Raw genomic sequence first — 26,219 nt, 5'->3', positions numbered from 1 at the left:
GTAGATCACAATAGCAAAAAAGACACGATTAATCTCTTTTGCTTCGCTTAGAGATGCAAATTTATAATGTTTCCGTTTTATGAAACAGGACTTATGTCCTGTACCAAAAATTCAAAGAGCATATAAAGTATTCACATATTGATAACGAGGTACCCATGGCAAGAGCACTCATCTTAATGGCAGATAGCCTAGGAATTGGCGCAGCACCTGACGCAGAAAAGTTTGGTGACGTAGGTGCAAATACCTTCGCTCATTTACTTAAAGCCTATGCAGAAGAAACTGGTGAGCACTTATCGCTTCCTAATCTTACCCGTTTAGGTTTAGCTGATGCATGCGAAGCCGCAGGTAAAGAACCTTGTTTAGTCAGTGACCGCCAAGCACCTATTGGCGCATGGGGTTACGCTAAAGAGTTATCAAGTGGTAAAGACACGCCTTCAGGACACTGGGAAATGGCCGGTGTACCTGTGTTATTTGATTGGGGTTATTTCCCAAACACACAGCCGTGTTTTCCACAAGAATTTGTTGATGAGCTAATTGCTCGCGCAGAGATTCCTGGCATTTTAGGTAACTGTTATGCCTCAGGAACGACCATTTTAGAAAAGCTAGGTGAAGAGCATATGCAAACCGGTATGCCGATTTGCTACACCTCAGTTGATAGCGTGTTTCAAATAGCCGCGCACGAAGAATCATTTGGACTGGAGAAACTTTATCAGGTTTGCGAAATCGCACGGGCGCTGCTTGATGAAATGAACATAGGAAGAGTGATTGCGCGGCCATTTTTGGGTTCGAGCCGTGACGATTTTGCCCGTACAGGTAATCGTCGTGACTATTCGGTGTTACCTCCGTCGCCAACCTTGCTTGATAAATTATCGCAAGACGGCGGTGAAGTGATCAGTATTGGTAAAATTGCCGATATCTATGCGCACCAAGGCATCACCCAAAAACACAAAGCGCCAGGGCTAATGAACTTGCTTGAGAAAACCTCAGAAGTAATCGCAAGCGCACCTGACCATAGTTTGATTTTTACAAACTTAGTTGATTTTGATGAAAAGTACGGTCATCGCCGTAATGCAGTTGGCTATGCTAAAGCATTAAAAGAGTTTGATGATTACCTACCGACCATCTTAAATCAGCTAAATAGTGATGATGTGTTAATTATCACGGCCGATCACGGATGTGATCCAACAGCAGCAGGCACTGACCATACACGTGAATACGTGCCAGTACTTGCATACCAACCGGGAATGACAAACACCCCGCTTGGAGAACGAGCTAGTTTTGCAGACATAGGTCAAACCCTTGCCCAGTGGTTTAATCTTCCTGCACTTGAATACGGTGATAGCTTTAACGACAAGCTATTAGCGAACAAAAAAGGAAACCAATAATGAGTACTCCTCATATCAGCGCCAATGTAGGCGAATTTGCAGAAACGGTATTAATGCCGGGTGATCCGCTTCGCGCTCAATACATTGCTGAAAACTTTTTAGATGACGCAAAACAAGTAACAGGCGTTCGTAATATGTATGGTTTTACCGGTACCTACAAAGGTAAGCCAGTGAGTATTATGGGTTCTGGGATGGGTATTCCATCAATGTCAATTTATGCCCGTGAATTGATCGTTAGTTACGGCGTTAAAAATCTAATTCGTATTGGTACCTGTGGCGGTATTGGTAGCGATATCAAAATCCGTGACGTTATCTTTGCACAAGGTGCAAGCACAGATTCAAACGTAAACCGTGCACGTGTACGTGGTTACGATTTTGCCGCAATTGCTGATTTTGGTTTATTACTCAACGGCGTAAACGCAGCAAAAGAATTAGGTATTGAAGCGAAAGTAGGTAATGTATTTACAACAGATACATTCTACCAAGCAGATAACACATTCTATCAAGAGTTAGACAAGCTAGGCGTACTTGCTGTTGATATGGAAACAGCTGGCATGTACGGCGTAGCTGCTGAATACGGCGCAAAAGCGATGGCACTATTTACTGTAAGTGACCACGTAATCACTGGTGAAGCAACACCAAGTGAAGAGCGTCAAAGCACCTTTAACGAAATGGTTAAAATTGCTTTAGAATCAATTTAAATAAGTTCCTTGGTAACGTATTCACTGAAATTTGGAAACACGCCCAAAGTGAAGTGAGACTAACCTCAAAGCCGCATTTATGCGGCTTTTTTTATGACTATGTTTTTATGCTCGCAACCGCCCCTTAAAACTTGAAAATTCAAGCAATTGTTGCCACTTTTAGTAGAGGAACAACAATTAAGGATGTGTATGTCTAATTGGGTTGAAGCTAAAGTTAAAGATGTTAAATGGTGGACCGACTCACTATTTAGCTTAATTGTTAATGCCGATGTTGAACCATTTGTAGCAGGGCAGTTTACAAAGCTTGCTATGCAAGTGGGTGATAAACGGGTTGCACGTGCATATTCTTATGTTAATGCGCCGAATAATCCCGACCTCGAATTTTATCTGATTAATGTTAAAGACGGTCAACTTTCTCAACAACTTGCGCAATTAAAGCCGGGTGACTCAGTGACTATAGAGCGCCGCGCGACAGGCTTTTTTACCCTTGATGAAGTGCCAAGCAGTGAGCAGCTTTATATGCTGAGTACAGGTACTGCGCTTGGGCCTTTTATATCAATATTAGAGCAGGGCGAAGTGTGGCAAAAGTTTGAGCATGTTCACTTAGTGCATGGAGTTCGTTTTAATGAGGACTTAAGTTATCAAGCGCGCATTAAAGCACTACAGCAGCAGTACCCAAATCTTTACTACTCACCTGTAGTCAGCAGAGAGTCAGCCACAATCGGTTTTAATGGCCGGATCACTGACGTAATAAAAGACCGTCGCTTATTTGATGTAGTAGAGCTTCCTGTTAAACCTGACTCGACACAGTTCATGATTTGCGGTAATCCAGAAATGGTAAAAGATACCACGGCCATTTTGTTAGAGCTTGGTTTTAGCCGCAACAGACGTCGTGAGCCTGGGCAGATCACCGTTGAGCAATATTGGTAAAAAACTATGCCAAACTGTGAGAATTTGCTACCTTAACGCCTTAAATCAGGCATGATGTATTTAGGAAAAGTATGAAACCGTTATTTTTGGCAATTAGTTTATTATTCTCTTGGCAGTCATTTGCTAGTGAAGAAACCACTGAACAAGCCGAGCCTCAAACTAGCCATGAACAAAAAGCCGAAAAGAAAGACGTACCTAGTTTAGAGTTTATTGAAGAAAAGCCAGTAACAGAGCAAAAAGTAATTTCTGAATCTAAGAAAGAGGTCGCAGAAGTTGATGATAGTAAAGTACTCGGTACTCAAACGCCTACACCTGCCGAGCAACCAAAAACAGTTGAAGAAAAGCAGCAAGCAGTTGATGAGGCTGAAAAGGCTGTAAAGCAAGCAAAAGAGGCGCTAACAGCCAAGCAACAAGAAAAAGCGCGTCAGTCACGAGAATCAATCGCTGTAATTGAGCAATTAATAGCAGCATATAATGCTCGTAATATTGATGCATTTATTAAAATGTATGATGAAAACGTCGAGTTTTACACATTCCCAAATGAGTTAATGTTCACAGGGAAAGAAAAGCTTATAGCTCGTTATGGCATCATGTTTAAAAAGCTTAAATGTATAAAATCGTCTCCAATTAAACGAATTGTGCATGGAAATATTGTGATTGACCATGAGCTATCAGAGACTTGTTCACAAGACCCTAAGGTGGTTGATAAGCGAGCTGAATTTGTCACTAGTTATAAAATAGAAAATGGTAAAATAACCAAAGTGTTATTCTTCCGCTAGAAAAAGAGCAGCCCAGCTGCTCTTTTTTTATGGGTGAAAGTTAGTGGGTTCAAGCTAGCGAGTTTCGAGATATGAGGTAGCAGCGATTTTACATCGCGTCCTAGAACCTAAATCCCAGCGCCTATGACGCGGGATAAACCTGCTGCTACATGTAGGCGTGAAAGTTGTTTCGCACTATTAATCTTCATTAATTTCAGGAATTACACCTTTTAAACGGGTGATATCTTCATCACTAACGTCTGCAAAATGTTTAAAGTGAGTCGGCCAATCTTTGCAATATTCTTCAATCTCTTTAATGATGTTTTTTGCTGCTGAATTTGCTAACCCAAATCGCTTAGCTTGAGATAAAAAATTGTTTTTACTTGCATAACGGCCATCATCACCAAAGCCAAGACCATGTTGTTTTGAGTTGTTTATTGGAGTGATGTCATAGGCTGGACTTAATCGCCAATTTTTTTGTGAAAATGAATATAGGAATGCATGATTGCGAGTGTGATCATCTGTATTACCAATATACGCATTGAACACCATTCGCTTAAACAACTCTTCAGCATCACCTGCATTTTGCATTGTTTGATGCCTTATAAATTCAGCTAATTGACCATATGAGTAGTCACTTGAAAGATCACTCATAGCAACTTTGGGTTTTTGAAGTAAGCTATTCGCACTTAAAAAGTGGTGTGTTGGTAACCCATTACTAACATCAAACCGCTCAACAAGTAGCACATCACCGGTATGTGTTTTATGAATAAAGGTAGGAGCCGTTCGAATACCAAGCTGTTCCGCCATTTTCATTGCAGCATGTTCAGCTCTGACTAGATTGAATAAATCATCTTGGCGATTGAATTTTGCTAAGTAGAGTTTGTTGTCAATTTGTATAGAAGTTTTTGGTCTAGCTCCCCCCATGCTTTGGCCAAATTCAAATGCTTTCTTAGCTTCATCAGAAATTGTTTTATTTGCCAGCAAGTCATCTTTAGCTTGGTCTAGCAAGGCTAAATCAGACAAGGTGTTTTTGTTAGTTTTATGCTTTGAGGCACTTCGCGAGAGACTAAAAACAAGGGCTCCTACGCCATACCCAGACCCGGCTAATAAAAATTCTAACTCGTTTTTGGGTTTTGTAGTATGAAGCGAAAGAATTAACTTGCGCCCCCACGAGTCAGCTCCTGCATCACTCAATACGCCAAATACACCTCTGTTTGCGCTGTAACTGAAAATCCCCGATTTTAATGGCAGATGTATTGGATCTAGAGCAAAGGCATCGCTTCGGGCTAAATAGCTCTTACCATAGTTGAACTCACCGCGACCTGATTGATTATCTAATTTAAAGTAACCACAGATAACGGGTTTTTCTTCTAAACCATCTATAAAAACATAGCACTCAGAAGTCATCATTGATTTCCTGTGGTGAATTTCGTTTGCGTTGGCGAGCATTGTATCCACCTACGTCGGCCGCTAATTCATTTATTTCATCGAGAAGCGATCCCTGTAAGTTAAGTACAACCAGCGCTTCAAAAAGAATGTCACTTTTCACAACATCACCTTGCTCTAACTTTTGTACTGTCGAACGTGATACCCCAATCATTTTCGCAAATGTACTTTGCGTATAATGAAGAGTTCGGTGCTGGCGAATCAAATCTCCCAGCTTTTGTGCCATTTTTGCAGCCTGTTTAGAACGCATATTGATTACTTTTTTAATCATTAGATACTTAATGATTAGTTTAGCGGTATTTGGTTTTTTTGCAATAGAGGGGGATTAAGTTAGTGGGTTCAAGTTAGCGAGAGTAAAGTTAGCGAGTTTCGAGTTTCGAGTTTCGAGGTACGAGGTAGCGGCGATTTTACATCGCGTCCTGGCGCCTAGGACCTAGAACCCAGAACTCGCCTATGACGCGGGATAAACCCGCGGCTACATGTAGGCGTGAAACTTGTTTCGCGTGTCAGATCGTCTCTATATGTTGGGTGTCGCTCCGCTCGACCCAACCTACCTGGAAAGTGAATAGGTCGAATGCTGAGAAGAACAATCGACCTTAATAATCCCACATTTCGGCTGATATCTAATATCTGACCTCTAACGGCTAAAAGCCAGCGATTTCACATCGCGTCCTAGCGCCTAGAGCCTAGGACCTAAAACCTAAACCCTAGTGCCTATGACGCGGGATAAACCCGCTGCTACATGGGGTTCGGCTATGCCGATTCATTTAACAACGAATTAAAGCTGTCGTTGTCGTGTAGGCTGGCAAACGCGCTTTCGTGTAATAGCTCGTTACGTAGGTTAGGAGAATATTCAAGAGCCATACGAATATCAGCCATTGCATCGGCGTGTTTGTGTAGTAATGCATAGGCACAAGCACGTTGCCAGTATGCGTAGCCGTAGTCGCTATCAATTTCTAATGCTTGATTACAAAGCTCGATAGCCTCACCTGTTTCGTTAATTTCTAACAGAGCATCTGCTTTATAGGCAATGGCTTCTACGTCTTCTGGTTTACGTTTTAAGATCTCGTCAAAAATCTCAATCTTATTTGCAACATCGCTTTCTAAATTGGCACGCATCCATAAAGAATGAACTTCATTGGTGATTGAGATCTTTTGTTGGTTTAATAAGATCTCTTCAGACCGCTCACGTAGTTTTTCTTCGAGTACTTTTAGGCGCTCTTCATATTCTTTTGTAATCGCACTCACGCGTGTATTAACAATATCTTCTACTTTATTTTTCACATCACGTAGGGAATTCCAACCGACTAAGACCAAGATTGAAGCGGTAATGGTAATAATGAAAAACACATTATTAATGGTGTCGGTTGTATAAGTTAATGCACGGTCGGCAGTATCAAGTTGTGTATGAGCAACTTGTTTTGTCACATCTTCGCGTAGTTTTTGTTGGTCTTGGCGCACCGCTTTTAATTCATCAAGAATATAGCGCTCTAACAATGGTTTATACATAGGTTCTTGAAGCTTATCGAGTCCTTGCTGTTGCTCTGCTTCAGTTAATGCTGGGCGGTTTTGTGGCTCATTTTGAGCTGCTACAAATGGGCTAAAGCTCATTAAAAAAGTGATTAAAATTAGGGTATAACGCATAACATATTAATTTTTGGTGATTACTGAGGTAACTGTAACATGCGTGAGCACTAGGGACTAGGCAAAAAAAAACCAGCTCGGGGGAGAGCTGGCCAAACTGCTTAAACAACATAAAGTCGTAAGGGGTATCAACAGGAGTTAGGTACAATATACTCATTTTTATCTGAACAACTACTTAATACTTAAAGAGTTTCTAAAAAAAGTTAATCTATATGCGATATTGAGTTTGTTCGTCTAAACTTAAAGGATACTAAAACTAAAAGGTGAGAATATGCGCCAGCAACTAGTACAACTGCTTTATGGTGTATCAATTTCGTCTGATCTCGATAGTGGAAATGTTGAATTAGCTGAACGGCTAATCCTTAATGCTGTTCTCGATGGACTTGAAATCGGGCGTGCCGGCATTTGGTTACTTAATAAAGAAAATACAGCAATAGAGTGCCGTTTATTACTCGACAGAGAAAATGGTAAAGAAATTCAAATGCTAGTGCTTCCCCGGGACGCATACCCTGACTATTTCAAAGCACTTGATACGCAACGCACAATAACAGCGGTTGATGCGCATACTGATCCTGCTACCTACGAATTTAGCGAAAGCTACCTAACACCACTTAATATTGGCGCTATGCTCGATGCACCAATTCGCTATAAAGGAAAAATGATCGGTATATTTTGTTGTGAGCACATTGGTAGTGAGCGACATTGGACAGAAGATGAATGCTCATTTATAGGCGCATTAGCAGATCTATACGGCAGAGCGCTATCAGCACAAGAAAATGAACGTATAAACGCAGAGCTTGAACGCGCTAATCAGCACCTAGAGGAGCGTGTTGTTGAACGCACTCGAACGCTCGAGAAAACCTTATCTGAACTTACCGAGATGCAAGAAAAACTTATTGAAGCAGAAAAAATGGCTTCATTGGGTAATCTGGTTGCTGGGATTGCACATGAAGTTAATACGCCAATAGGTATCGCGGTGACTGCAAACAGTTCGGCAAAAGACAAACTCTCTGAAGTTGATAAGCTTATACAGTCAAATACGTTAACTAAGGCTGCGCTGATAGAGAGTATTAATCATTTAAACGAATGTTTTAAAATATCATTCACTAATTTAGAGCGAGCAGCAAAATTAATCAGCGACTTTAAACAAACGGCAGTAGATCAATCTTCACTCGATTTATTAGAAACCAACATTAAAGACTACTTAGAAAACATTCTACATAGCTTAATGCCTTTAACCCGCAGTCATAACGTAACTGTAAATGTGAATTGTGTCGATGACTTTGAGTTGATCACAGTCCCTGGAGCTTTGAGTCAAATCATAATGAATTTGGTTAATAATAGTTGCGTTCATGGTTTTGTGGGACGCCAAGACAACCAAATAAACATATCGGTTAATATTGACGAAGCACAAGGTGTTTATTTGCTTTGCTACAAAGACAATGGCCATGGCATGGATACAGAAACTTTGCATAAAGTGTTTGAGCCCTTTTTTACTACGAAGCGCGGCTCAGGTGGAAGTGGATTAGGAATGTCAATCGTTTATAACCTTGCAACGCAAGCATTACAAGGTGAAGTGAGTGCTGCGAGTTCACCTTCTAATGGCATGACAGTTAATTTTAAACTGCCTATAAAACTCGCATAACTAATTAATATTTATACAAGTTGAGGGCTAAATAATCTGGTGACTGGGTAATAAAATTAAAAATTAATCAGTTTGCTTAGCGAGACATGATATATCGGTGCACTTGTTGTTTTTGCAAAACTGCTTTATACGTTTTTTCGAGTATAAATAATTAATGCTTAAAGGTGTAACCAATAGCGTCAGCCAAAACAATAATGAGCTTCTAAACGTTAACCCCACAAGCGAAGCAACTACCAGCCCAGTTAACATTAAAATAGGTAAATTGGCGATAAAAAAGTTAATGCTTAATTGTCTAGCAACATCAGGATTAATTGTTTTCATAAGGGCTACTCGCAGTAAAAAGACCTTTATAAAATGGACTGTTTTGTAAAATGAATCAAATCGTATTTTTCTATCGAATCAATCGATTTAAAACCATGTTCAAGATCTAGCTTTATTTATGTAGTGCTCCTATAGTTTTAAACAACAGGAACTTTTGAGTTATTAGTTATTCAAAACCAATAGAAATCTTTATTTATGATGATGCTAAGTAAACTAGCTTTCGTCGTATTTTAAGCTTATGAGGAGCAAGCAATGAGTAATGGAAAAACGGGCCAGTGCCCAGTAATGCATGGTAGTAACACTGTCACCGCTCAATCAAATACTGACTGGTGGCCAAACGCACTCAATTTCGACATTCTTCACCAACACGACAGCAAAACGAACCCTTACGGCAAAGATTTTAATTACGCTAAAGCATTCAAATCTCTTGATCTTGAAGCCGTTAAAACCGACTTAAAAAACTTAATGACCGAAAGCCAAGAATGGTGGCCAGCTGATTGGGGCCATTACGGTGGTTTAATGATCCGTATGGCGTGGCACTCAGCGGGTTCATACCGTTTAGAGGATGGACGCGGTGGCGGCGGTACAGGTAACCAACGCTTTGCACCATTAAATTCATGGCCAGACAACGCAAACTTAGACAAAGCACGTCGTTTACTTTGGCCAATTAAAAAGAAATACGGTAACAAGCTTTCTTGGGCCGATTTAATGATCCTAGCCGGTAATATGGCTTATGAGTCAATGGGTTTAAAAACCTTTGGTTTCGCGGGAGGCCGTGAAGATATCTGGCATCCTGAAAAAGACGTTTACTGGGGCGCTGAAAAAGAATGGCTAGCACCAAGTGACGAGCGTTACTCGAATGTTGAAAAACCAGATACCATGGAAAACCCATTAGCAGCGGTACAAATGGGCTTAATTTACGTAAACCCAGAAGGGGTGAATGGTAACCCTGATCCACTTAAAACAGCAGAACAAGTTCGCGAAACTTTTGCCCGTATGGCAATGGATGACGAAGAAACTGCCGCACTTACAGTTGGTGGTCATACCGTGGGTAAAACCCATGGTAATGGTAGCGAAGAAAACGTTGGCCCTGAGCCAGAAGCCGCGGATGTATTTGAACAAGGTCTTGGTTGGAACAACCACAACTCACGCGGTATTGGCCGCGATACCATGACCTCGGGCATCGAAGGCGCGTGGACTACTCATCCAACTAAGTGGGATAACGGTTATTGCTACTTATTGCTTAGCTACGAATGGGAACTTAAGAAGAGCCCTGCAGGTGCGTGGCAGTGGGAACCAATCGATATTAAAGAAGAAGACAAACCAGTTGATGTTGAAGATCCATCAATTCGTTTAAACCCCATCATGACCGACGCCGATATGGCGATGAAGATGGACCCAACCTATCGTAAAATTATCGAGCGATTTAACGATGATTTTGAATACTTTAGTGATGTGTTTGCACGCGCATGGTTCAAACTGACGCACCGTGACCTAGGCCCTAAATCACGTTATTTGGGTGCCGATGTACCAAGCGAAGATCTGATCTGGCAAGATCCGATCCCTGCGGTTGATTACACATTATCTGACAGCGAAATTAGCGAACTTAAAACCAAGCTACTTAACTGTGGTGTAAGCCAAGCAGATTTAATCGCAACAGCATGGGATAGCGCCCGTACTTACCGTGGCTCAGACCATCGCGGTGGTGCAAACGGTGCTCGTATTCGTTTAGCACCGCAAAAAGATTGGCAAGGTAACGAGCCAGAGCGTTTAGCTAAAGTATTAAGCGCACTGGAATCAGTGCAAGCGGGTTTAAGCAAACCAGTTAGCCTCGCCGATTTAATTGTACTTGGTGGGTCAGCAGCGGTTGAACAAGCAGCAAAAGCAGCGGGCGTTGACATCACCGTGCCATTTGCGCCGGGTCGTGGTGATGCCACAGACGAGATGACAGATGCAGACTCGTTCGACGTACTTGAGCCAATTCATGATGGTTTCCGTAACTGGTTGAAGAAAGATTACGCGGTATCAGCAGAAGAGCTAATGTTAGAGCGTACGCAATTAATGGGCTTAACAGCACCAGAAATGACCGCTCTTGTTGGTGGTATGCGTGTACTTGGCACTAACCACGGCGGCTCTAAGCATGGCGTGTTTACAGATAATGTAGGCACACTTAGCACCGACTTTTTCGTAAACCTAACCGATATGGCTTACACATGGAAGCCAACAAGTAAGGGTCTTTATGATATTGTTGAGCGCAGCACAGGTGCAACTAAATGGACAGCAACACGTGTTGATTTAGTGTTTGGTTCAAACTCAATCCTTCGCTCTTATGCAGAGTTTTACGCACAAGACGACAACAATGAACGTTTTGTAAAAGACTTTGTCGACGCATGGGTGAAAGTAATGAACGCCGACCGCTTCGACATTTAATTTAAAATTCCGTTAAGTACAAAGGCCACACAGTTTAACTGTGTGGCCTTTTTTATTTAGAGAAGTTAGCGAGTTACAAAGGGAAAGTGACGAGATGTAGGTGGCGTTTAAACGCCGAACAAGTAGCAGCGATTTCACATCGCGTCCTAGCGCCCAGACTCGCTGATGACACGGGATAAACCCGCTTCTACAAAGTAGGCGTGAAACTTGTTTCGCGCACCGCTGTAAGCTCCTTTATTTCTCAATCCCAAACCAATAGCTATTTTGAAAAATACTCTCTTTTAATTCTCTTTCGCTGTAAGCATACGTACTTTGCCAAAACAGGCGGTCAAAAAGGTATTTATTACCGTCTTTAGCAAGAATTTTGAAATTAAATAATGATGAATAGGCAACTTCTTGATTTGCTAATACTTCATCTTTACAACTAGCGTAATCAACTGCATTTGGGCACTGCGACATCATTGCAAAGCTAATGCTGTTATCAGCTTCTAATTGCCAATAGCTACTTGGTGTAAAGTCAGCTCTATTTTCAAGGCCATATTGGTCAGCATAATAGAAGCTGCCTTTACCATCATCATTTATATACCAGTATATTTTCTGGCTACTGCTGGTATAATTTTGACGTAAGTAGCTAAATAGATGCTTATAGTCATCGAGTGTGATGCTTGAATCATCCACTACTTCTATGAACTCATACCCCAAGCGAGCTTGGCGCTGCTCTTTATTACGCTCGCGTGCCATGATCATTTTGCCATCAGGCTGAGTGAAAAATTGTAAGCTCGTTTCTAGGCCATTACCCGTTACTTTAACGGTTTCGCCGTTATTGTCTAAGTTGTAATGCCATTTAAATGAGTCAGTACTTTTAGGTGTATTGAATGTGACCGTTGCTGTGTCGGCTGCAGTGATTGTAAAAAATGTGGGTACATAACGGAATGTTAAACCTTCGCCCGTATCGGAATTTTTATTATTTAAACGACCAGTATATGATTTACCTACTGTCAGCTCAGGAACTGTAACAGGGGTAAGTTTTCGAAGTGCGCTAATCGATGTTTTTTCTAGCAGAGCTTCAGCCAGTTCGGTTGATTCATTAATAATATTCTGTGCACTTTCATCTTTATAAGTTAAAACATGACGTAGTTTTAGCACTAAAAAGTCATCAAACTGAGCAATAACTTCTGCATCAATTAGATTAAGATCAAATGCGACATCTACTTCATGACCAAGGTTACTCAATTGCTTTGTGTTTTGAGTCGTAACTAATGTATCACTGTTAATTTTTAATGCTTTACCCTCTAACGTTGCCGAAAAGTCAGCATAAGTATACGACGTAGTGCTTCCTGAAGCCGTTGGAATATAGCTTGCTAGCGATACTTCAAAGTAACTTTCCTCGCCCGTTGTACTTAAATAATTAACAGAGTGGAACGAGCTTTGATCCACATCAGCGTAGTACTCAGAGCTAAACTCTGCATTTGATTTATAAAGGGTGACAACTTCGCCTTTATCGGTTGAAACATTAAATAGCTCAACACGAATAGCATCATCGCGCTTAGCCAACACTTCCATTTCAAGTAAGGCTTTTTGATTACACTCATGCAAGCAATCAATCGCTTGGGTATTTAACGCAATGACATCAGGGTTCGACCATTCAAAACGACTTAACTCACCATTTTGAGCGATTACACCTGCATCTTCACTAGCAAATACCAACCGTACACTGCCATCGCTTGATTGCCAGTTACCTATCACTTCGTTATTGCTAAGCTCAATAGGTTGCCATGCTGCACGGTTTTCAGCGACATTTACGGTTAAAGTGTATTGATTACTTGCCTTACCGTCAGACACTTCTACAGTAAAAGAATGGTTAGCTACTTCAAATAGGCTCGGCTCAGCATTAAAAGTCACTTGATTGCTGCTGGTCGTGACACTTAGCCACTGTGGCTTATCAATAATCGTGGTTGTCACACTGTCGTTTTGCTCATCTTTAATATCAACAACTAAGCTGGCTGATTCAAGTGCTTTGGTAGAGAGTGTGAGTGATCCAGATAGAGTAGGGGCGGTATTTTTTGTCGCTTCTGCATCTGGCTTTTTGTCTGTTGATGACCCGCCACCACAGGCTGTTAGAGCCAGAGTCAATGCCGATACGCTAAGTAGCTTATTCATTTACATCCTTTAAAATGTTGTTTTCTGTGTAAAAGAAATGCAAATTACCCAAATAAGGTAAGTCAGTCAAAGGTATTATGTAACTGAACGTAAACAAAAAGGGTGAGCAAACTTGCTCACCTATTTGAAGAGGGGGTTATTGCGCTTGTTGCGCGACATGATCCATATATTCGTCAAACGTGCCCTGAAAATCGATAAGCTGTTGATCTTTAATATCGATGATGCGAGTCGCTAATGACGATACAAACTCACGGTCGTGGCTCACAAAAATCAGCGTGCCTTGGTAATCTTTTAATGCGTTATTGAGTGCTTCAATGGCTTCCATATCCATGTGGTTGGTTGGCTCGTCCATAATGAGCACGTTGATGTCTTGCATCATGAGCTTACCAAACAATAGGCGGTTCTTTTCACCACCCGAGCAGTTACGTGCTTTTTTGTTAGCGTCGTCTGCGGTGAATAATAAACGGCCTAACATAGCACGTACCATTAAATCGTTGTGCTTCGCGGTGCGCCACTGCGACATCCAATCAAATAAAGTTAAGTCGTTATCAAAGTCTTTACTGCTGTCTTGCGGGCAATAACCAATGCTGGCATTTTCAGACCACTTAACCACACCTTCGTTACTTTGTAATTCATTCACTAGGCAACGTAATAGGGTAGTTTTACCAACACCGTTTTCACCAATAACCGCAAGCTTAGCGCCGGCTTCTAGTAATAAGTCACCACCGCTGAACAGGGTTTCACCCTCAAAACCATGACCTAGCTTAGTAAGCTCTAATGCTTGGCGATACATCTTTTTGCCTTCGTCAAAACGAAGTGATGGGCTAATACGGCTTGATGCTTTTACTTCATCAAGCTTAATTTTATCCATGCGCTTAGCACGAGAGCTGGCTAATTTTGCTTTTGATGCATTGGCACCAAAGCGATTTACGAACTCTTGTAGCTCGTCTATTTCAGCGCTCTTCTTTGCGTTTTCAGCAAGTAGTTGTTCGCGTTGCAAGCTTGAAGCTTCAATCCACTTTTCGTAGTTACCAGGGTAAATTCGTAGCTCACCGTAATCTATATCGGCCATATGTGTACATACCGAGTTTAAGAAGTGACGGTCGTGCGAGATAATAATCATCGTACACTTACGCTGGTTAAGCTCGTTAGCTAGCCAAGTAATGGTATGAATATCAAGGTTATTGGTTGGCTCATCAAGTAGCAAAATATCTGGGTTTGCAAACAGCGCTTGTGCTAAAAGCACACGTAGTTTCCAACCTGGCGCGACGTTTGCCATTAAGCCGTAATGAAACTCTTGCTCAATACCCGCTTGGATCAAAATTTCTTCTGCACGGCTTTCTGCTGTGTAGCCATCCATTTCGGCAAAAATGCTTTCAAGTTCAGCGACTTTCATGCCGTCTTCTTCACTCATTTCTGGCAGCGAATAGATACGGTCGCGCTCTTGTTTAACTTTCCAAAGTTCTGCATCACCCATGATCACCGCATCAACCACAGTGTATTGCTCAAACGCAAACTGATCTTGGCTTAGCGTACCTAGCTTTAAACCCGATGCAATCGACACATTGCCAGACGTTGGCACAAGAGCACCACTTAGAATTTTCATAAAGGTCGATTTGCCGCAGCCATTCGCGCCAATTAAACCATAGCGGTTACCGTTACCAAACTTAGCTGAAATGTTCTCAAACAGAGGCTCTGCACCAAATTGCATGGTGATATTAGCGGTTGAAATCAACGAATTATTCCTAGAAAAATACTGACAGGGTTATGGGCGCAGCAACTGCGAAAATAAACAAGCAATAGGGTAAATAATAGGCCGCGGATTATACAGTTCAGCCCCTAATAACGCTATTAAAAAGAAATGAAAGTTGTGATTTTACATCGCGTCCTAAAACCTAATGTTTCCCCGTAGGACTGGCTTTAGCCGGGAAATGACTAAGTTAGCGAGTTTCAAGTTACGAGGGGAAAGGTGCGAGTAACGAGATGTGAGGTAGCAGCGATTTCACATCGCGTCCTAGCGCCCATGTTTCATCCGTAGGCGTGAAACTTGTTTCGCGCGTCTGAGAGCTGAAGGTTGAAAGCTCATTATTTTTGGTTCGGCACTGAAGTACCTCCTACAAGACTTCCACAAACTGAACGAATTACGAAAAAAACCTGAAAATATATAAATATAGTTAATACTTTAGGGAAATCGGGCGATAATACTAAGTAATATGACAGCAAAGGTGGATTCAATGTCTGCAGGTATTTCTTTCAATAACTTGAGCATCACAAAAAAAATACACGCCATAACATGTATTGCCATTACGGCATTCGTGATCATAGTAGTAACCAATTTTATAGCCATGAATGACAACAAGATCTCGCTCGACGAGCTGGAAAAGTCATCATATCAGGTCGTTAAACTCACTTCAGCAAACGTTGCGCTACTCGAAAAACTAGATGAGTTATACACTCAAGCGGTAACATTTGGTGAGTCAGATTTAGTTGATAGTGCAGCGCAAACGTATAAAACGATTAATGAAAATCTACAAAATATAATCAGTATCAACGACAGCTACGTGCATGCCGATACCAAAAAACAATTAGAGCTTTATGCACAAACCTCGTCAAGCATAGCAACTTCAATGATCGACGGCACCGCTGACTTTAGTAAAATTCAGCAACAAGCACAGCAAAAAACGCAGCAGTATGAGGCCGTTCTAGCTGGCTTTAAACGAGCACAAACCCGCGCAGATGATCGCTTTTTTGAACTTGTACAAGCAACCAAAGCGCGTTCAGACAACGCACTACACTTAATGCTTGTAGTGTCTGTAGTATCACTTATTTTATTGGTGGTTACCTCAATTTGGATTGCCCGTGGGATTGGCTCATCAGCTAGCGCTGCGGCAGATAACTTACGCCTATTAGCAGACGGCAAAGGCTCTCTAAGCACACAACTTGAAGTACACGCTAAAGATGAAATCGGTCAAGTTTCGATTAACTTCAACGCGTTTATACAGCTGTTAAAAGCTGCTGTACTTGAGGTTATAGCGGTTTGTGAGCCATTAATGGAGAACTCAACACGACTTGTACAAGGCATGGAGCGTGCCGAGCGTGCCACAACTAAACAAACATCAGATGCTGAAATAGTTAAGCAATCAATGGAAGAAATGCGCCAGAGTGTCGCTGATATTTCTCATTCAGCAGCAAATGCATCACAAGCTGCGCAAACAGCCGAGCGAGAAGTTGAGCAAAGTCGAACGCAAATACAGCGTTCTGTGACAGAATCAAAAACACTAAGTGAAGAGATAAATCAAGCAGCATCAACTATTAATCAACTGGCCACTGACACCAAGAATGTGACGCAAATTTTAAACGTTATTACCTCGATTGCAGAACAAACTAACTTACTCGCGTTAAATGCTGCGATTGAAGCTGCACGTGCAGGTGAACAAGGCCGAGGCTTTGCGGTTGTAGCTGACGAAGTGCGTGAGCTTGCTTCAAGAACATCGCAGTCTACGAATGAAATCAGAGAGCTGCTTTCTACATTAACCACAGCAGCAAGCCATGCAGTAAATGCAATGAACTCAGCCCGAGATATGGCTACAAATAATGCAGAGGCCGCTGAAAATACAGGGCAATCGATTGATAAAATCTCTGAACAGATATTAGAAATTAACGGTATGAATTCGCAAATTGCCGCAGCTACCGAAGAGCAAACATCTGTTGCTAGTATGGTAGTTGATAACGTGACGAATATGCATATGTCGTTTGAAGAAACAATGGATTCATTATCGGCAGTACGTGATGTAGCGAAAAACCTTCATTACCTCTCTGATTCGTTACTAGACGCCACAGCTAAATTTAAAGTCGAGTAATTTTAGCGCATAAAAAACCAGGCATCGCCTGGTTTTTTATTAACCGTAGTAGAACTTAAAAAGTACCAACCACTTTAACTTTATCAGTTACTTTTGCTGCATCGATATAACCAATACCATCAGCATTACCTGCAACAAAGTCAATCACAGCTTGATCATTAGCTAGTTTCTCAGGTGGAGTACCTTTACCAGTAAACACCAGTTTTGACCAATAAGCATTTAGCTGGCTGCTCGATTTACCAACCACCTTATCGTTAAACTCATCGCTTACGCTGGTGCCATCTTGGTTTACTGGGTTTACTTTTGTGCCATCATCAAACGACTTTGCCTTACCAAGGTAAATCTTTTTGATCATACCTTCGTCAATAGCACTGCTATTTGCTGGGTTCACAATAACTGCAACGTCAGCAAGTACAGCGTGCGAGCATAGTGTTAGTGCTGTCGCGATTAACAATTTTTTCATTATGAACTCCAATTAAAAAACTAAATCAACAGCAACAGCAACAACGTCGGTTTCTGTATCTGAAATGTCATCTTTAAAGCGGCTGAAATCTACTTTTAAAGCAGCAGATGGGTGGAAGTCATAACGCGTACCAATGGTATACACGTTGCTTTTTGCTTTCACGCCCTCAAGCACTTGATTAATACCCGCATTTAAAGCTGGTACTGCAGGTAGCGCGTTGTAGCGGTTGCTATCGTGTTTGTCGTCATTATTTTCGTAAGTTAAGTGCACAATCCACTCATCCATACGGTAACCAACAGACGTGTAGTATTGAGTTTGTTTAGCAAGGGCGCTGTTTTCTACTTCAAACTCAGTGTATTCAGCATCAAATAAAATATCGTTGTAATCAATTGAAAAGCCCACAGCGAAGAAAGAGCCATCATCTTCGTTTACAGCAATATCATCGGCTTGATCAACAAAACCGGCTGCTCTAAGAGTCTGCTCAAGGCCATTAAGTGCAATACCTGCGTCAGTGTCATTTTCAATATCAATTGTTGTATCTGCAACAAAGTACGCAGCACGAGCGCTAAACCAGTCATAGCTCATTGTCCAATTGATACCAGCAATATCATTAAGCTCTGTATCGCCATTAACCGATACCACAGCAATGTTTCCATCGAAGCTACCGTAAATAACTTGAACGGTTGAATCCCAATCACCTAATTGTGTGTTGTGTAACAGGCTAAGACCTTCATACGTTGAAAACGGAAGGTTATAAACAGATTGCGGTGGACGAACCCAGCGGTAAGTGTAACCAACGTCTAAGAAGTCTGAATAACGGTAAAAAGGTACACGCATTTTACCAGCACTTACTTGAAGCTCATCGCTGAACTCATAAGTTAGATAAGCCCATTCGAACTCAGCATCAAAATCATCACTACCACGCGCCACAATTTGTGCCGTAGCGCTTAGCTTTTCTTGTAAGTCTGCTGAAAGCTGCAATGCAAACATACTTTCGTTTTTAAATGAAATATCGTCATCGTAGCCGTAAAGCGTTGCGTCGTCGTCAAGGGCTTTACCGCCAACAATAGAAGCAAAGCCGTTTATGCGAACCTCTGCCATTGTGTTTGCAGACACAAAAGCAGCACATAGAGCCAATGCAATAGGAAGTTTTTTCATTGTGTATCCCTAGTATTTAGTATGAAAATGTTGATTTCGCTTAATATTATAGTAGTGCGTAGCGAAATGGGCGACACAAGTTACATATAAATTGTAATTACATCAATGAATAAGTCGTTATTTTTCACAAAAACGGTACTAAAAGTGGATAAAGTTGCTAGATACAAGTGATAAGGGGAAAGAGGAAGTTAAAAGATGCGAGTCTGTAGCAGCGATTTCACATCGCGTCCTAGAGCCTAGAACCCTGACTAATGACGCGGGATAAACCCGCTGCTACACGTAGGCGCGAAACTTGTTTCGCGCGAGCAACATTAAAATGATAAAGCTTTGTCTAATGCGCCTTTGAAGCGATCAAAATCCTCGATGTGAGGTAAGTGGCCAATATCGTCTAATTCAATTAATTGCGATTTTGAGATCATACTTGCCGCGGCTTTGCCTAACTTATCGTAACGGCCAAGCTCATAGTCAATATTTGCTTTTTTCCAATTGCGGCCAGGGCCAGTCCTATCGCGTGTGCCTATAATTAATGACACTGGCATGCTTAACTGAGCAAACTCAGTTATTACAGGTTGCGTAAAAATCATATCGTAGGTTTTAGCATTAACCCATGCGACCTGCTTGTGATCAGGGCCTTGAATTTGACCACTGATAAAGTGGGTTAATTGCTCGTAAGTGTCATTCCATTTACCGTCATAATAGTTTTTCTTCTGGTAAGCAATAACCTTATCAGGTGTTTTAGCCAATTCATTTTTATAGAAAAAATCGGTGTCTTTGTATTGCACATAATTTAAATAGTTCTCTAAACCAAGTGGGTTTAGCAAAATAAGTTTACTAACTTGGCTAGAAAACATCAGGCTGTAACGACTTGCCAGCATGCCGCCCATTGAGTGACCAAGTACAATAGGGTTTTCAATATTTAAAGATGACACTAGCTGATGAGTGTTATTGGCTAATACAGCAAACGAAAATTGATAATCAGCAGGCTTTGACGATTTACCAAAACCAATTTGATCCGGTATCAATACGCCATAGCCTTTGCTATTAAGGTAGTTGGCAGTATTGGTCCAATAATGGCCATTAAAGTTTTTACCATGCATCAGTATAACGGTTGGCATGTTATTGCTTGGTTTAAGGTAAGAATAAGCCATTTTTAATGGCGTATTTTGTGATGAAAAATTAAAAAATTGAACGGGTAAGTCGTATTGATAATTGCTTAATTCAGCATCAAAACTAAGAGGCTGTTCTTTTGCGATTAAGTTAGCAGAAGAGCATAAAACAAGTGCTGAGATTAACAGTATGCGTAAAAACATCATTATCCTTTCTTAATATGCTTAAAGAATATTCAGCCTAGCATCCTAAATAAAAATTTATAATATAAATACGACTAAATACTAAAAGAAGTTAGCAAGTTTCAAGCATGGAATTCGTAGGACTGGCTTTAGCCGGGAATGGTTTAGGTTAGCAAGAATTCAACGAAAAAGAGTAAAGTTATGAGAAACCAGCGACTTTACATCGCGTCCTAGCGCTTAGCACCTAAAACCTAGATGATGACGCGAGATAAACCCGCTGCTACACGTAGGCGTGAAACTTGTTTCGCGCGTTTGAAGGTTGACAGCTCTTGCCTTGTCTAAATTCGATTCTCGTTATAACCACTTAACCCAACTTACTAAAGTCAACGTCTGGCAAGCTCTCAAACCCAGGGTGGGCGAAAAAATAGCCTTGCATTAAGCTAACACCAGCTTGGCGCAACCACTGGTATTCTTCAACTGTTTCAACGCCTTCTGCAAGAGCAACAATATTCAGCTCTTCAAACATGGCTATACAATGGTTAACAATAATTTGTCTTGCTTTGTGAAGGTGTATATCTCTAATTAAATTCATATCGAGTTTAATTATATTGCTCTGAAAATCAGCCAACAAATTTAATCCAGAATGACCTGACCCAAAGTCATCGGTCGCAGTAATAAACCCCAAAGATTGGTAATAATCAACTACACGTTTGATATGTGTAGTATCTTCAACTTTTTCAACCTCGGTAAACTCGAACATAATCTGTTCTACCGGAAAATCATATTGCTTAGCAGCTTCAAGTGTCGTTTTTATACAACGCTCAGGTTTATAAATTGCATTAGGTAAAATATTAATGCTCACGATTGAATCAATTTTCAGCTGGGCAGCAAGTGAAATAGCTTTAATACGGCAAAGTTGATCGAATGTGTAGCGATTCTCGTCGGTTACTTGCGAAATGACAGAATAAGCCGACTCATTATTAAGGCCTCTAACTAATGCTTCGTAGCCAAAAATATGTTTATCGGTGCAATCAACGATTGGCTGAAAAGCCATTGTAAAATCAAAACCAAGTGCTAAATGGTCTTCGCAATGTTTACAACCTGTTGGCTGACATTGAGTTTGCTCTTTGTGCATTTAGCACCTCTGAATGAAGTCTTAATAACTCAATAGTGCTAGTAAATTATCAATTGTGCAATGTTGTTGAGTCAAAAGTATAAAACTATAGAGAAAATATGTTGCTGCCGTTTTACATAGCGTCAAACAGGCATTTATTTACTGTAGGTTCTTTCTTCACAGAGAGAAGTGAACGAGAAAATAATGAGGTATAAAAACTTACTTCTCTGAAGCGCAGCGTCTCTTATCCTCTTTGTAAGTATCTGTTTTTCTCTGTGAAGCGCGAAGCGCCTCTATGTGCTCTGTGGTTCAAATATTCTTATGCACAATGAGAAGTTAATGAGAAAACAATGAGGGTTTATCGTATTTACTTTACGTATGTTTTCATAGACATATTAGATCTTCTCTAACCATAGAGGACATAGAGAACACAGAGGAAGACAAGGAGGTATTAAAGTGTACTTCTTTAAAGTGAAGTGTCTTGTGAGTATTTGTCTCTCTGTGCAGCGCAAAGCGCCTCGGTGCCCTCAGTGGTTCAAAACGTCACGCACAAAGATAAGTGAACGAGAGAATCATTAACTATTAGCAAAAATCATTTGCCACATAACATGTACCCATTTTATTTATTCTTCATTGACTCATTACAGTGATGAAGATAACCTCTAAATAAGGATGATTAGTTAGTATGGATACTACTTATGGCTTTAGAAATTAGAATTTGTATTGATTCAGTAACCGCTGAATTTGTGAAATGTAAAGAAGATAAAGAAGACAGCTTTACCAAAGACAATAACCATATAAAAAATCAAGTTATTACTTCAGGCACGCCATATATATGGCGAAGAGAATACTCTGACTCTTACACTCCGCCTACAAATGAACAGCAAAGTATAGTTCGTCAATTCGATTTATTGCCTGCGCAATCCCGCAGAAACATTGCATATATGCTTCGCGATTTTGGCAGTGAAACGCTTATGGCAATCTCTGATTTTCAAAACCAAGTTATGCCATTTTTGTCTGAAAATACACATGGAATAGTTGGGTCTGGAGCAACATCAATTCAGGCTCGTAGCTCAAAGTTCGCCACCTATGCCAACAAATATGAAGCCGCTTTAAGAGATATTCGTATGGCTCATAAATCAGGAATGCCCAAGTATCATATGGTTGCATTAGAACAAAAAGCATTCAGTATATTCAAAGAGCTGAACGGTCAGTTTCGTGCAGAATTGCAACGTTTTATGAGTGTAAACCGTGCAAGCCGTCGTGGCACGGTTTGGTCTAATCCGAATCGGGGAATCAATATAGCTAAATCAGCAAGGCATTCTGCCAAGCTCGATATAAATAGCACCGCTGAATTCAATAAAATTAAGCGGATTGAAAATACCGGACGCTGGCTTGGCAATGGCATGATTTTACTTGATGGTGCATTTAGAGCGAACAAAGTTTACAACGACTATAAAAACAATAAGGACTGGCAGCGAAGTTTATCTACAGAGTTAGCTAGTTTTGGGGCTTCAACATTTGCAGGTATCATAACAGCATCATCAGTCACCACGGCCCTATCTTCATTTCTAATGTTAACCCCATATGGATGGGTGGTTGCTTTAGGGGTTGGGTTAGGTGCTGGTTTTTTAATGAGCCTAGCGGTTAATACAAAAAGCAAAAAGCTAACAGAAAACATATATGATAGGCAGCCTTTGATGAAAGATTTGTTTTAATGTTGATACTCAACTCAATTCTATACTGCACCATTTTCTTCTTTTTCCTAATGATGATAATGACTGTTATATTCCCGAGAATATCAGTAAGGCATATTAATAATAGGATGCTAGAAAATGGGGCTTCCCCACCTAGTTGGGATAAAGGGCTTGGAGCAAGCGCTCCATTTTATGCACTTGCTATTTTTTTAAAAAGAGCTCGTAAGCCTACACCACTATTTGATGGTAGGTTTGTCGCCAAACATGCAAGGCCAATTGATAAGTTTCTCGCTTTTTTACATCTTCTTTCTACATTTGGCTTTATTCTTAGTATTTCAATTATGGTCTTATTAGAATATGTTTTGTTATAACTAACACCACAAGTTAGCAGCAAGCACACTTCTCATGCTAACGCCTGATGTTTGGGTTGTAGCTATAGGAACTGGCTTATATACAGAATTTAAATCATCGTTTTTTGTGAACGAAAAAGTGAAGTCGCTAACTGAAAAAATTTATGACAGAGAGCCGTTATTATAATGCCTAGTATAGATAAGTTTGCTCTGGCAAGTATGTTCATCTTTATGGCTTTAGCGTTTATTTTTGTGGTCTTATTTGCACGCATTTCTATCAAACACATAAATAAAAAAATGCTAAAAGATAATATTACCCCTCCGCTTTGGGACAAAGGTGTTGGCGCTAGCGCCCCTTTTTACGCTATGGCAATATTTTTTAAACGCTCGCGATTACCCACACCTCTTTTTGATGGCCGTTTTATAGCAAAACATGCAAGGCCGGTAGATAAAGTTTTAGCATTCTTGCACCTTTTCACAGTGGCAGGGCTCACAATCAGTGTGTTTACAGCCATGTATTTAGATACAGTCTAAATAAAAGAGAACTTGCGAAATGGGTTTTAAAATCTTTATTTTCTACTCCCTACTCGTATTTACAGTAGTTACTTTTGCTTCAGGCGTGCTGTTTTATAGAGTATCAGTTAAGTATATAGATAAGCATATGGAAAAAGATGGAGTATCTCCGCCTGGTTGGGATAAAGGCATCGGCGCAAGCGTTTCGTTTTATATATTTGCTATGTTTTTTGAACGTTCTCGTATACCGACGCCTATGTTTGACGGCCGTTTTGTCGCAAAGTACACAAGAACATTAGATAAAATTATTGGTGCAATCCATTTGGTTTCTATTATCGGAGCTGTACTCAGCCTATGTATAATAACTTTTTTAAAGCATAGCTAGATCTACGCGTTTATTTACTAAAATATAAGTAACCGGGTGAAGTATATTAAAAAATTTTTATACTCAACTCAATTCTATACTGCACCATTTTCTTCTTTTTCCTAATGATGATAATGACTATATTCTCGAGAATATCAGTAAGGAATATTAATAATAAAATGCCAGAAAATGGGGCTACCCACCTAGTTGGGATAAAGGGCTTGGAACAAGCACTCCTTTTTATGCACTTGCTATTTTTTTAAAATAGCTCGTCAGCCTACACTACTGTTTGATGGTAGGTTTGTCTCCAAATATGTAAGGGCAATTGATAAATATCTCGTTTTTTGCATCATCTCTCTACATTTGGCTTTATCGCAATGTTAAGTGGAATAAAAAGACTCAAGTACATCGAAGTTTAACTTTTCATCATTTTGGTAAATCCAAATGATAAGTAACGATCTACTTTCGTAAATCGTTACTTACTATAATGGCTAGCTAATTACTAATTTATGGGCTTAATTAATAAGCGCCCTCACTGTAAGTTAATTCGTAGCTGTGGCTATAAATTTCTAAAATATTGCCAAACGGGTCTTCCATATAAATCATGCGGTATGGTTTTTCACCTGGGTAATAATAACGTGGTTTTTCCATACGTTTCTTACCACCTGCAGCAACAATGCGTTCTGCAAGCTCTTCAACATTAGGATCTTGAACACAAAAGTGGAAAATACCTGTTTTCCAATACTCAAAGTTATCTTCTGGATTTTGTTGGTTTTTAAACTCAAAAATCTCAACCCCAATTCGATCACCCGTTGATAAGTGAGCAATTCGGAACTTATCCCAGTTAGCACCAAAAACATCAGTACACATCTGGCCAATAGGGCTATCATCTTCGGTAATTTCCGTTGGCTCCATAATAAGATACCAGCCTAATACTTCGGTATAAAACTTAACGGCCGCATCAAGATCCGGAACAGAAATACCAATATGCGAAAAAGTACGTGGGTATGTATTACTCATAATTAACTCTCCTAAATAAGAATGAGTTTATAGTTTACGAGTGCCTAGGTATTAAGTTAAATTATCATTTAACATTCAAATAAGTATATTTTGTTATGATAAATCCGGTTTGGTTAAAAACATTTTGTGAACTAGTCGAAGTCAATCACTTTACAAAAACAGCTGAGCGACTGTTTATGACCCAATCAGGCGTAAGCCAGCATATTAAAAAGCTAGAACAGCAAGTTGGAGCTTTATTGCTAGAGCGACACGGCAAACAATTTACACTTACTCCGCAGGGCCAAAGCTTATACAACAGAGGTAACCAGTTACTAAAAGAATGGCAATTTTTGGAGCAACAAATAAAAAATGATTCACCTTTTGAAGGCCGCGTAAAAATACAATCGCCGGGAAGTTGTGGGCTTAAGTTTTATAACGAATTGTTAAGCTTGCAATCAAAGCACCCAAAACTTTTTATAGAATATGCGTTTGCGCCTAATTCGGGGGTCGAAAAGGCCATAGCGAGTCATCAAATAGACATTGGTTTTATGAGCCAAGCACCTACAATGCTTGAGGTTACAGGGCACAAAATCGCTAATGAACCCTTGTTATTGATAACGCCAGCCCAGTTCAAAACTATAGATTGGCAGCAACTTTGCCAATTAGGTTTTATTAATCACCCAGATGGAAAACATCATGCACAACAGTTATTAAGTGCGAACTTTGCAGAGTTTGAATCAATAGCTCAGTTTGAGTGCAGTGGTTTTTCGAATCAAATCAACTTAATTCTAGAGCCAGTAAGTTTAGGGCTTGGCTTCACTGTACTCCCTGCTCATGCTGTTAGTGCGTTTCATAATCAAGAAAAAATACACGTGCACACACTAACGCACCCCGTTTGTGAAGATATATATGCATGCCATCATCGCAATAGGCCATTAGCCAAGCGAATGAAAACAGTTATAAATGAAATAAAAAGCCTTTAATCAAGC

Annotated in this window: 22 protein-coding genes; 12 read left to right on the top strand and 10 right to left on the bottom strand. The window is 40.4% G+C overall.

Features of this window, described 5'->3' with window-relative positions; translation table 11 throughout:
* Window positions 1–155 precede the first annotated feature (155 nt).
* The 4 genes from CWC02_RS14540 (at window position 156) to CWC02_RS14525 (ending at window position 3,795) form a co-directional block, all read left to right on the top strand.
* The gene (locus tag CWC02_RS14540) at window positions 156–1,385 is read left to right on the top strand and encodes a phosphopentomutase (protein ID WP_138618996.1); all 1,230 of its coding nucleotides are present in this window, start codon (window positions 156–158) and stop codon (window positions 1,383–1,385) included.
* Window positions 1,385–2,086: a purine-nucleoside phosphorylase gene (gene deoD, locus CWC02_RS14535; protein WP_036972525.1), complete on the top strand. Its 702-nt coding sequence runs from the start codon at window positions 1,385–1,387 to the stop codon at window positions 2,084–2,086. The genes CWC02_RS14540 and deoD overlap by 1 nt, the downstream gene beginning before the upstream one ends.
* Window positions 2,087–2,275: 189 nt before the next feature.
* Window positions 2,276–3,016 carry a ferredoxin--NADP reductase gene (locus tag CWC02_RS14530; protein WP_054553403.1) on the top strand — a complete coding sequence of 247 codons (741 nt, stop codon included), beginning with the start codon at window positions 2,276–2,278 and terminating at the stop codon, window positions 3,014–3,016.
* 71 nt (window positions 3,017–3,087) lie between these two features.
* The gene (locus CWC02_RS14525; protein ID WP_054553404.1) at window positions 3,088–3,795 is read left to right on the top strand and encodes a nuclear transport factor 2 family protein; all 708 of its coding nucleotides are present in this window, start codon (window positions 3,088–3,090) and stop codon (window positions 3,793–3,795) included.
* Between the two features lie 177 nt (window positions 3,796–3,972).
* Here the strand turns inward: CWC02_RS14525 and CWC02_RS14520 are convergent, their stop codons facing one another.
* From CWC02_RS14520 to CWC02_RS14510, 3 genes are all read right to left on the bottom strand, one after another.
* Window positions 3,973–5,184 (bottom strand): type II toxin-antitoxin system HipA family toxin, encoded by a 1,212-nt coding sequence (locus CWC02_RS14520; RefSeq protein WP_138619032.1) that lies wholly within the window; start codon window positions 5,182–5,184, stop codon window positions 3,973–3,975.
* Entirely contained in the window at window positions 5,174–5,473 is a 300-nt protein-coding gene (locus CWC02_RS14515) for a helix-turn-helix transcriptional regulator (RefSeq protein ID WP_138600147.1), read from the bottom strand. The genes CWC02_RS14520 and CWC02_RS14515 overlap by 11 nt, the downstream gene beginning before the upstream one ends.
* 503 nt (window positions 5,474–5,976) lie before the next feature.
* Window positions 5,977–6,867, bottom strand: a complete 891-nt coding sequence (locus tag CWC02_RS14510; RefSeq protein ID WP_054553406.1) for a tetratricopeptide repeat protein — start codon at window positions 6,865–6,867, stop codon at window positions 5,977–5,979.
* 271 nt (window positions 6,868–7,138) lie between these two features.
* On the opposite strand from CWC02_RS14510, the gene CWC02_RS14505 reads away from it, so the two are divergent.
* Both CWC02_RS14505 and katG read left to right on the top strand, forming a co-directional pair.
* Entirely contained in the window at window positions 7,139–8,512 is a 1,374-nt protein-coding gene (locus CWC02_RS14505; RefSeq protein ID WP_138618994.1) for a GAF domain-containing sensor histidine kinase, read from the top strand.
* A 573-nt stretch (window positions 8,513–9,085) separates the two neighbouring features.
* Entirely contained in the window at window positions 9,086–11,263 is a 2,178-nt protein-coding gene (gene katG / locus CWC02_RS14500; protein ID WP_138618992.1) for a catalase/peroxidase HPI, read from the top strand.
* A gap of 234 nt (window positions 11,264–11,497) precedes the next feature.
* On the opposite strand, the gene CWC02_RS14495 is transcribed toward katG, so the two are convergent.
* Both CWC02_RS14495 and CWC02_RS14490 read right to left on the bottom strand, forming a co-directional pair.
* Window positions 11,498–13,423 (bottom strand): hypothetical protein, encoded by a 1,926-nt coding sequence (locus CWC02_RS14495; protein WP_138618990.1) that lies wholly within the window; start codon window positions 13,421–13,423, stop codon window positions 11,498–11,500.
* A gap of 136 nt (window positions 13,424–13,559) precedes the next feature.
* A complete protein-coding gene (locus CWC02_RS14490; RefSeq protein WP_138618988.1) occupies window positions 13,560–15,158 on the bottom strand; it encodes an ABC-F family ATPase in 1,599 nt (532 codons plus the stop codon).
* 499 nt (window positions 15,159–15,657) lie between these two features.
* Between CWC02_RS14490 and CWC02_RS14485 the strand changes: the two genes are divergently transcribed.
* The gene (locus tag CWC02_RS14485) at window positions 15,658–17,283 is read left to right on the top strand and encodes a methyl-accepting chemotaxis protein (RefSeq protein ID WP_138618986.1); all 1,626 of its coding nucleotides are present in this window, start codon (window positions 15,658–15,660) and stop codon (window positions 17,281–17,283) included.
* A 55-nt stretch (window positions 17,284–17,338) separates the two neighbouring features.
* Here the strand turns inward: CWC02_RS14485 and CWC02_RS14480 are convergent, their stop codons facing one another.
* From CWC02_RS14480 to CWC02_RS14465, 4 genes are all read right to left on the bottom strand, one after another.
* Complete coding sequence (locus CWC02_RS14480) at window positions 17,339–17,746, bottom strand: type 2 periplasmic-binding domain-containing protein (protein WP_054553412.1); 408 nt, start codon at window positions 17,744–17,746, stop codon at window positions 17,339–17,341.
* Between the two features lie 12 nt (window positions 17,747–17,758).
* Window positions 17,759–18,904: a porin gene (locus CWC02_RS14475; protein ID WP_138618984.1), complete on the bottom strand. Its 1,146-nt coding sequence runs from the start codon at window positions 18,902–18,904 to the stop codon at window positions 17,759–17,761.
* A gap of 311 nt (window positions 18,905–19,215) precedes the next feature.
* Window positions 19,216–20,217 (bottom strand): alpha/beta fold hydrolase, encoded by a 1,002-nt coding sequence (locus tag CWC02_RS14470; RefSeq protein WP_138618982.1) that lies wholly within the window; start codon window positions 20,215–20,217, stop codon window positions 19,216–19,218.
* A 340-nt stretch (window positions 20,218–20,557) separates the two neighbouring features.
* A complete protein-coding gene (locus tag CWC02_RS14465; protein WP_138600153.1) occupies window positions 20,558–21,328 on the bottom strand; it encodes an EAL domain-containing protein in 771 nt (256 codons plus the stop codon).
* A 677-nt stretch (window positions 21,329–22,005) separates the two neighbouring features.
* Between CWC02_RS14465 and CWC02_RS14460 the strand changes: the two genes are divergently transcribed.
* From CWC02_RS14460 to CWC02_RS14445, 4 genes are all read left to right on the top strand, one after another.
* Window positions 22,006–23,025 (top strand): hypothetical protein, encoded by a 1,020-nt coding sequence (locus tag CWC02_RS14460; RefSeq protein WP_054553416.1) that lies wholly within the window; start codon window positions 22,006–22,008, stop codon window positions 23,023–23,025.
* A 59-nt stretch (window positions 23,026–23,084) separates the two neighbouring features.
* Window positions 23,085–23,375 carry a hypothetical protein gene (locus CWC02_RS14455; RefSeq protein ID WP_138618980.1) on the top strand — a complete coding sequence of 97 codons (291 nt, stop codon included), beginning with the start codon at window positions 23,085–23,087 and terminating at the stop codon, window positions 23,373–23,375.
* A 165-nt stretch (window positions 23,376–23,540) separates the two neighbouring features.
* Window positions 23,541–23,888 (top strand): hypothetical protein, encoded by a 348-nt coding sequence (locus CWC02_RS14450; protein ID WP_054553418.1) that lies wholly within the window; start codon window positions 23,541–23,543, stop codon window positions 23,886–23,888.
* A gap of 19 nt (window positions 23,889–23,907) precedes the next feature.
* Window positions 23,908–24,252 carry a hypothetical protein gene (locus CWC02_RS14445; RefSeq protein WP_138618978.1) on the top strand — a complete coding sequence of 115 codons (345 nt, stop codon included), beginning with the start codon at window positions 23,908–23,910 and terminating at the stop codon, window positions 24,250–24,252.
* A gap of 498 nt (window positions 24,253–24,750) precedes the next feature.
* Here CWC02_RS14445 and CWC02_RS14440 read toward each other — a convergent pair whose 3' ends face one another.
* Window positions 24,751–25,251 carry a lactoylglutathione lyase family protein gene (locus tag CWC02_RS14440; RefSeq protein WP_054553420.1) on the bottom strand — a complete coding sequence of 167 codons (501 nt, stop codon included), beginning with the start codon at window positions 25,249–25,251 and terminating at the stop codon, window positions 24,751–24,753.
* A 95-nt stretch (window positions 25,252–25,346) separates the two neighbouring features.
* Here CWC02_RS14440 and CWC02_RS14435 point away from each other — a divergent pair, with 95 nt between their 5' ends.
* Complete coding sequence (locus tag CWC02_RS14435; protein WP_054553421.1) at window positions 25,347–26,213, top strand: LysR family transcriptional regulator; 867 nt, start codon at window positions 25,347–25,349, stop codon at window positions 26,211–26,213.
* Window positions 26,214–26,219 lie beyond the last annotated feature (6 nt).

It is taken from the genome of Pseudoalteromonas sp. S2721 (assembly GCF_005887425.1).
Lineage (GTDB): Bacteria > Pseudomonadota > Gammaproteobacteria > Enterobacterales > Alteromonadaceae > Pseudoalteromonas > Pseudoalteromonas simplex.
This window is presented reverse-complemented; position numbering and strand designations above follow the sequence as displayed.